Origin of the sequence: Bilophila wadsworthia ATCC 49260 (genome assembly GCF_000701705.1) — a bacterium.
Taxonomy (GTDB): Bacteria; Desulfobacterota; Desulfovibrionia; order Desulfovibrionales; family Desulfovibrionaceae; genus Bilophila; species Bilophila wadsworthia.
The window spans coordinates 1-7,570 of the sequence record NZ_JNJP01000124.1 but is presented as its reverse complement, the minus strand read 5'-3'; the positions used below and the strand labels follow the sequence as shown (position 1 = coordinate 7,570).

Genomic DNA, 7,570 nt, shown 5'->3' with positions numbered 1-7,570 from the left:
AGTCAGCGGGCTGACGGAAGGGCTCGGCTTCTTGCTCCGCTCGAACGAATCATGGGAGAGCACCAGCAATCTGTCCGCGTATCTGATTGGCTTGGAATACGGTTTGACCGGGCGCGAAAAGCGTCCGCACGGGAAGCATATCGCGGCCCCGTCGTTCATCGAGTGGATGATGGGAGTGCCGGAAGGCTGGACAGACCCGGCGGCGTGAAGCTACTTCCCCGTGAGCTGGTACCGATCTGGACGCAACGCCTCAAGGCCCTCGGCAACGGTATCGTACCGCAACAGTCATATGCGATCGCCGCTTGCATTCTGGAAGCTGAGGAGTTATCCGTGCCTTCCATTCCTTACCCCCTGAGAGCCTAGAGTTCCGGTGCAGAGGGCCACGAGCCCCGCGAAGAGCTTTTTTAAGGATAAAGGGACAAGCTACACAAGATGGGGCAACTTTAGGGGCAATAAAAAAATGAAAAAATTTTTATCCACGATAATTCACTATACTATGGAGTATTTTTAACGGCCCCCCTCTCCGCCATAAATTTCAAGGGCTTGTTGAAATCCAACAAGCCCTTTTTTCGTATACCAAATTCACTATACGCTAGAATGTACGAGTAATCTGTACGATTTCAACGGAGCGCGCGGATTCGGTGTAACGTGCTTATCTCCGGTGCAGGGCACATCCCGCCGCCGGCGGAGCGCGTGCTCGAAAAGATGGAAGCCTTTTTCCGGTGGTACGGTGCGGCGCGGGGTGCGCTGCATCCTGTGGAATTCGCGGCCCGCGTCCATGCGGATTTCGTGAACATCCACCCCTTCAAGGACGGGAACGGCAGAACGGCCCGGCTCATCATGAATTTCGAGCTCATGCGGGTGGGCTTTCCCACGGTGATAGTCCCCGTGGATGCGCGCCCGGACTATTACCGAAATTTGGATATCGCCGCCACGCAGGGGGATTATCTCCCCTTTGTGATGCAAATCGCTGAATTGGCCCAAAAGAGTTTTGCCCCCTACGGGGCATTGCTTGGCGAATAGCGCATAAAAAGAATTGAAAAAGTCCTCCTCTGCTAAAAATGGCAGAGGAGGACTTTTTTTATTTGTGAACCTTTTGGGAAAAATGAAATCATTTTTCCATGCTTTTTTAAGTTTTTTCATTTTTTGGCTAGAGTTTTTCATTTTTCCGTAAATACGACATATCTGGGCGGCTTTTCCGTGCGCCCCTGCGGGGAGGTCGATAGCGTGGACGGAACTTTTACAAAAGGAGTTTCGTCCATGGAGATGCCTCAGATTTTCGAGAACAAGGAATTCGGAGCGGTTCGCACTTTCAGAGATAAAGCAGGAGAACCGCTGTTTGTGGCAAAGGATGTTGCGCTTGCCCTAGGTTATGAATGGAACGGCAATGCCCGGATTGCACATATTCCAGCAGAATGGAGGGGGGTCACATCCGTTGTGACCCCCTCCGGGACGCAAGAGATGGTTGTGCTCATTGAACAGGGCCTGTATTTTTTCCTCGGGCGCTCGGACAAGCCCAAGGCCCTGCCGTTCCAAAAGTGGCTGACTGGAGAAGTTCTTCCCGCCATCCGTAAAACAGGTGGCTACGGCACGCCCCAGACGGAAAATGAAATCCTGTCGCGAGCCATAACCATCGCCGCCAACCGTCTTTACCGTGATCTGCGCAAGGATGGGTACCTGATTCGGCGAAAGGGCGCCAATTGGAACATGCCGAAGCAGCGTATGATGGACAAGGGCTATTTCCGCGTGGTGGAACGCTCGACCGATACGGAAGACGACTACCAGTTTGTCACGGTCACAACCATGCTCACCGGAATGGGGCAATACCACCTGTTCGCACATTTTCTCAATAAATATGGCGTTCGTCGGCAGCTTTCACTTTTTGAGGGCAGGGCGCGGGCGTGAGGTGAACTTGCATTTCTGCTGAAGAGTGGATAAAAAGAAGGGGCAGGGAGTACGAATCCCTGCCCCAGTGGGGCACGTCCCCCACAACTCGTTGAATTACGGTTTTTGCGCCCCGGTAGATAGCACCTCTACCGGGGCGCGGCGTTTAGAAGTTCAGCAAGTGAACTGCCACAGCCGCAAGGAAGCTGGCCAGAAAGCCGACCAGCACGTCCCGGAGGAAGCGCTTCATGGGGTTTTCTCCTTTACCGGGAGAACATGCCCCACGCCGGGCAACCTACGCGACAACGTGAGCCGACACAAGGCCCTGCCCGATCTCTCGGGCAGGGCCTTTTCATCTTTCCCGTAAATACGGCATATCTAGACGGCTTTTCCGTGCGCCCCTGCGGGGAGGCCGATAGCGTGGACGGAACTTTTACAAAAGGAGTTTCGTCCATGGAGATGCCTCAGATTTTCGAGAACAAGGAATTCGGGAAAGTTCGGGTTACGGAGTATAACGGCGCGCCGTGGTTTGTAGCGAGCGACGTGGCGAAGGCGCTGGGGTATGAACGTCCAGCAGATGCAGTCAACATTCACTGTAAAAAAGCCAATAAAATCACTCAATACTGTGATTCACCGGATCGGGTAAAGACCCCGCCTATCAATCTTAACATCATCCCCGAGTCGGATGTGTACCGTCTCGTCATGCGGTCGAACCTGCCCGGCGCAGAACGGTTCCAAGACTGGGTTGTGGAAGAAGTTCTTCCCGCCATCCGTAAGCACGGCGGCTACCTCACGCCCAAAAAGCTGGAAGAAGCCTTGCTCAACCCGGATGTGCTGATCAGGCTGGCGACCCAGTTGAAGGAAGAGCGCGAGGCCCGCGTGCAGGCTGAGGCTCGTGTGGCCATCCTTTCCCATGTCCGAAAAACGTATACGACAACGGAGATCGCCAAAGAGCTTGGGATGCGCAGTGCCGTGGCCCTGAACCGTTTGCTGTGCGAGCGGCATATCCAGTTCAAGCAGAACGGAACCTACGTCCTGTACGCCGAGTATGCCGAGCATGGCTATGTCCACATCAAGCAGGAAATCCTCGAAAACGACAAGATCGTATATCATCGCCGATGGACGCAGCTCGGAAGGGAATGGCTCCTGGACATGCTCGGCTAAAAAAAGTCCCCGCCACACGTTTGGGCGGGGACTTTTTTCATATGTCGATCATGAACCCAAAAGCTCCTGATCCGTAGAGTGGAGGTTCCTGCGTCTGATAACCCGGGGAAATTGTTTTGGGTTTGTGCTCCTCAATGGGATATTGCGAGAAGTCCACGCGGGACGCCTGCTCGAAAATCATTTTGGCGCGGGAAAAGTCCCCCTCCATCATCTGGTGCTGCACATCTTCCGGGATGAAGCAGGGGAAAGAGGAGGCGAGCGCGTCGATCAACCCTGCAAGCCGTTCCTTCTGCGCTGCGGCTTCCAGAATGGCGGACTCGCATTGGGCCTTTGAGGTGGAGGCGGTTTCTTCGCTTCGGCGCAGCCGTTCCGTCAATTCGGCTTGTCGGGCGGTGGACTCGAAAATGGCGTCTTCCAGCGCCGCGAGACGCGCCTGCGTGTCCAGTTTCCATCCCGCGAGGTATTCTTCGGCCTTTCTGTCATCCTTATACGGTGGCCGCGAGGCATTCAAGGATCATCTGTTCCTTGCCGGCCGTGTCTGCGGCGCCTTCAAGGATGTAGCCCCGGTTCGAGCTGAACCCCGAGTTGAGCACATAGTCGAATCCCGAAAAGCCGGAAAGTCTGGTTGGCTTCCCTCTGCCCCCGTCGACCCCGGGGCAGGCCCATGAGAATCCTCCGACACGGGAGGCGTGCAGGGTGGAGACGATCTTTCCGGTTTCGGTATCCAGGACTTCCTGTGGATGTGAGACGACTCCCTCCGGGGAAACATCAAAGGCCACGGTCACGTTGGAGGGGATATTGCTGACTATGGCCTTCCCGCCGTCCGGCAGGGTGACGGCTTCGACTTCGCCGATGTTCATTTTCCCGGCAAGGATGCGCCGTCCATGGCCATAAAAGCCGAGGGCCTCCCTGAGCCTGATTTTTTCTTTGGTCGCTGGTGAGTTGCAGATCTCCCGCGCGTTCTCAATGATGTATTTCCTGTGATTGCCCGTATACTGGCGGCCCTCGTCGAGAAGAGAAAAGGAACAATTCAAGCGTTGTGCTGGCATATGCCCGCCTACGTCCGGAAGAAATTATGGGAGTCGACAGATTTGTAGACATTCTGTGGATGCCAAGCAAGTGGACAATGACCGTGCAGGCAAACAAGAGTTCGTCTGCGGGCAACTTGCCGAGCGTCTCCGTAAATACTGCCGGGGAGGCGAGTACGGAAAATGGTTTCGTGGCCGAATGAACATTAACTTTGAACGTCCTTTTGTTATGTTGGACTGGAGAAACTCAACGCCATGAAGGATCTTAGATAGGTTATTTTACTGCTTCTCATCTCCATTGTGGAAAGACAATTTTACCTTGGAGATCGAAAGATCCCTAAACTTCTGCTATGCGACGAGGAGTGGGGCCTATTCCGTAATCCCAATACGGAGGCATTTATTGAGACCGGTTACAGAAGAATACGCAAATACTTTGGTTCAATCGGATCTATTGTTCAAAGTTTCTTAGATTATACAAATAAAGGCAACTCTCATGTTGGGAAGGCTATCCTCTCTAACAGCGAATGGAAGCTCGCTTTGCAACCCAAAACAGAAGAACTCAAGGAGTGTATTGAAAAAAATTTAATAACGATGAATGAAGCACAGATGCACATTGCCGATACTGTACACACAACGAAAGGCAGCTACTCAGAAGTGCTTCTGCTTTCTTCAAAACAATCCACTGTGTTTCGATTCATTCCCATCGAAGCGGAAAAAGTCGCCTACACGACTTCTCCGGTGGAAATGCAGATGTACGAAGGATATTCAAACCGCACTGAAAACACAGAAGCAGGAAGAATCACCGGAACCGCTCCGTGTCTTGGGGGTGGCCTGTTATGCGAATGAACAGCTGGCTCAGGGCTACAGTTTTCAAGATGCCAAACGTCTTGTTCTTGAGCGCGAGGAAGAAGCTCTCGCATATGCCGCCCGACAATTCCGGGCCGCTTGAGGGGAGATTGTATGCACTTCCTCGTTTATGCATTCAATGACGGGTACTCGTTGTATATGTTCTTGAGCGGACTCCACAGTTACTTTGGGTCGCCCGAATGGAGCGGGCTTGTTTTTTTGATGGTCAGCGGGCTGACGCTTGCCGGTCTGCTCATGATTCGCTAAATCAGTCCGTTGGGTTATTTCAAAGCCTATGCTGGTCCTCTTCTGCTGTATGCCCTGTTCTTTGGTCAGACCGCCCAAATTCGCATTCAGGATGAGTGGGCACACGAAGCTTATACCATTGACAATATGCCTGTGGGAGTCGCCATACCGCTTTCTGTGCGTTCAACGGTGGAGAAAGTGATTCTGGATATGGTGGAAACGCACATCATGCCGCCTGACATGACCAGCTTTTCAGATTTTGACTTCTTTATGGAAGCAACAGCGCTCAGTGAGCTGCTCAACGGTAAAGCCATAAGCCAGTTTGAAGCCCTGTCCTCAGTGGGCAGATATTATGAGGACTGTGTTCTGAAGGGAATCGCAACCGTTTTTGTAAACGAAAGCGCCTACTATCGCAGCGGAAATCTCCTCACCGACAGCTATATGCCGTGGGGTGTCTTTACGGAAGTGGTCAACAGGGATGGCACAAGCGAGAGCACTGGCCGTAAGTGATGCCCATCGGACGGGGACCGGAGAGGAGTGGTCACAGTCGGCCACCAAGCACGAGGGATTCCAATCCGCCATGCAGCGCACGAATTCCGCGTGGCAATCTCTTTCCGCGACTCAAACCCGCATGGCGGAAACCCAGACCACTTTTTCGGCATCGGCGGGGAAGAATATCAATACGGGTACGCTTCTGGCTGTCACCAGCAGGGCGGATCTGGAGCGGATGGCAATGCCCCTCGGCATGACTCGTCTGCATGGTGAGCTGCATCGCGGCGTCAATGCCATTGACAGTTTGCGTATCGCCGCCAACGCGGATACGGCCTCGCTCATGTGGCAGGCGGAAAAGGTAATATCCGGGCCCAGAGCGCGGTGAAGGATGTGCTTGGCGTGGTGGCCGACAGCAATCAATATAATGCGGCGGATGCGCGTCTGGCTATAAGTATCCTTGAGCAGCGGACAGAAACCGCAGGGGGCCTTGGCATGCAGGAGCACCTTCCCACCGCCCTGTCTCAGGAAAAAAGCGAATCCCAATCCCCGCAACTCCCGCGCTCGACGGTTAACGCGCATATCAGCCGGGGGGATTCCAGTCCGTACAGCGGGAGCAGCGAACAACGGGAACGCCCTCAGACCGGTCATGGGATGAGTGGCGGCAAGGTCCCCGCAGGGCACGGAAGCTTCAACAGTGTGGCTTATGAGGCGACGTTGTACAGAAACGGCTACGCAAGCGGCGTGGACGCGGGACAGAGGCGGCTGGATGAAAACGTGGACACAAGCAGGTTGAAGACAGACTTTACCCCTAATGAAACATTGACATCAAAGGATACTTTCGGCGCGGAAACCGCGTGTCTCGCTGCGGGAGCGGCATCGGATCGCGCGGTGCTGGATCGGGCTGCCGCGGAGGTTCAACGGGACCTGCGTGATCAGGGCGTACAGACGGTGGATAATGTCAGTCACCTGGATGTCAACAAGGGAACATTCGAGAACACCCGTGCGGTACTCTCTGGAGAAGTGGCGGACATTTTTCTGGACCCCTTGGGTAAGGTGAAGTCCTTCGAGGAAGCCCCTTCTTCAGAGAAGAAATAACTTTTCTGAGGCCGTCCCGAGTGTTCTGGGGACGGCCTCCGGTCCGCTCTTCTTGGTTGGTTTTTCGCGTTGACGGGGTTAATGTCCGGTTCTATTCAGTGACAAAAAGGTATTCAGGAGCGTCAATAGCAAACGACTGCGTAATATCTTTGTAACTATCGATAATCTCACAAGATATATCTATATAAATAATATAATTGGTACAGTCCATTTTTTTACCATGAAGTAAAGATATTTGGTTGCCATTAACTTGTAATGAAGTGTCTTCTCCTGCGTTATTCCTAAGATTATGAACTGTATTTCTAGCTTTATGAATAAAATTAATGAATTATAGATCTTTATCTAGGGTCAGGACTCATTATTCCCAATGAAGTGAAAACAGGGTATACTGAAGACATGGAGGTGTCGCATGCGTACCCTGTTTTACCTTTCCGAAAGCCAGATGGAACGGATCAGCCCTTTCTTTCCCCGCTCTCACGGTATCCCCCGTGCCGATGACAGGCACGTCGTCAGCGGCATTCTTTACGTTATCAAACATGGACTTCAGTGGAAGGATGCTCCCGCGGAATATGGTCCGTACAAGACGCTGTACAATCGGTTCGTCAGGTTGAGCAGGCTCGGTGTTTTCAGCAGGATCTTCACCGAGTTGGCAAACCAGACGCCCTTTGATGGCTCGCTGATGATTGACTCCACTCACCTCAAGGCCCACCGCACGGCGGCAAGCCTGCGCAAAAAGGGGGCTCCGCGCGTCTCATAGGCCGGACAAAGGGCGGATTGAATTCCAAACTCCATGCGGTCTGCGACGGACATGGGCG

11 protein-coding genes and 1 pseudogene are annotated in these 7,570 nt (G+C 53.3%); 10 read left to right on the top strand and 2 right to left on the bottom strand.

Going from position 1 to position 7,570, the window contains the following annotated elements:
- The 4 genes from T370_RS25415 to T370_RS0120370 all read left to right on the top strand — a co-directional run.
- A partial coding sequence (locus T370_RS25415; RefSeq protein ID WP_029436830.1) for a hypothetical protein occupies positions 1-208 on the top strand: 208 nt, incomplete at its 5' end.
- A 440-nt stretch (positions 209-648) separates the two neighbouring features.
- The gene (locus T370_RS0120385) at positions 649-1,023 is read left to right on the top strand and encodes a Fic family protein (RefSeq protein ID WP_248604297.1); all 375 of its coding nucleotides are present in this window, start codon (positions 649-651) and stop codon (positions 1,021-1,023) included.
- A gap of 237 nt (positions 1,024-1,260) precedes the next feature.
- The gene (locus T370_RS23915) at positions 1,261-1,905 is read left to right on the top strand and encodes a phage antirepressor (RefSeq protein WP_051643927.1); all 645 of its coding nucleotides are present in this window, start codon (positions 1,261-1,263) and stop codon (positions 1,903-1,905) included.
- Positions 1,906-2,337: 432 nt separating this feature from the next.
- A complete protein-coding gene (locus T370_RS0120370; protein ID WP_029436827.1) occupies positions 2,338-3,048 on the top strand; it encodes a phage antirepressor in 711 nt (236 codons plus the stop codon).
- A 37-nt stretch (positions 3,049-3,085) separates the two neighbouring features.
- On the opposite strand, the gene T370_RS23220 is transcribed toward T370_RS0120370, so the two are convergent.
- On the bottom strand, positions 3,086-3,559 hold the full coding sequence (locus T370_RS23220) for a hypothetical protein (protein WP_034507318.1): 474 nt from the start codon (positions 3,557-3,559) through the stop codon (positions 3,086-3,088).
- Positions 3,534-4,097 (bottom strand): hypothetical protein, encoded by a 564-nt coding sequence (locus T370_RS0120360; RefSeq protein ID WP_051643926.1) that lies wholly within the window; start codon positions 4,095-4,097, stop codon positions 3,534-3,536. The genes T370_RS23220 and T370_RS0120360 overlap by 26 nt, the downstream gene beginning before the upstream one ends.
- Positions 4,098-4,376: 279 nt before the next feature.
- On the opposite strand from T370_RS0120360, the gene T370_RS26020 reads away from it, so the two are divergent.
- The 6 genes and pseudogenes from T370_RS26020 to T370_RS0120325 form a co-directional block, all read left to right on the top strand.
- A complete protein-coding gene (locus tag T370_RS26020; RefSeq protein ID WP_248604296.1) occupies positions 4,377-4,922 on the top strand; it encodes a TraG/VirB4 family ATPase in 546 nt (181 codons plus the stop codon).
- Positions 4,923-5,036: 114 nt separating this feature from the next.
- Positions 5,037-5,189: a hypothetical protein gene (locus T370_RS25260; protein WP_156034477.1), complete on the top strand. Its 153-nt coding sequence runs from the start codon at positions 5,037-5,039 to the stop codon at positions 5,187-5,189.
- A gap of 9 nt (positions 5,190-5,198) precedes the next feature.
- On the top strand, positions 5,199-5,678 hold the full coding sequence (locus T370_RS0120340) for a conjugal transfer protein TraG N-terminal domain-containing protein (protein ID WP_029436825.1): 480 nt from the start codon (positions 5,199-5,201) through the stop codon (positions 5,676-5,678).
- Positions 5,647-6,045, top strand: a complete 399-nt coding sequence (locus T370_RS0120335; RefSeq protein ID WP_156034476.1) for a hypothetical protein — start codon at positions 5,647-5,649, stop codon at positions 6,043-6,045. The genes T370_RS0120340 and T370_RS0120335 overlap by 32 nt, the downstream gene beginning before the upstream one ends.
- On the top strand, positions 6,003-6,755 hold the full coding sequence (locus T370_RS0120330) for a hypothetical protein (protein ID WP_162177152.1): 753 nt from the start codon (positions 6,003-6,005) through the stop codon (positions 6,753-6,755). Before T370_RS0120335 ends, T370_RS0120330 begins: the two co-directional genes overlap by 43 nt.
- A 409-nt stretch (positions 6,756-7,164) precedes the next feature.
- Positions 7,165-7,570: pseudogene (locus T370_RS0120325) on the top strand (IS5 family transposase); the annotation flags it as partial.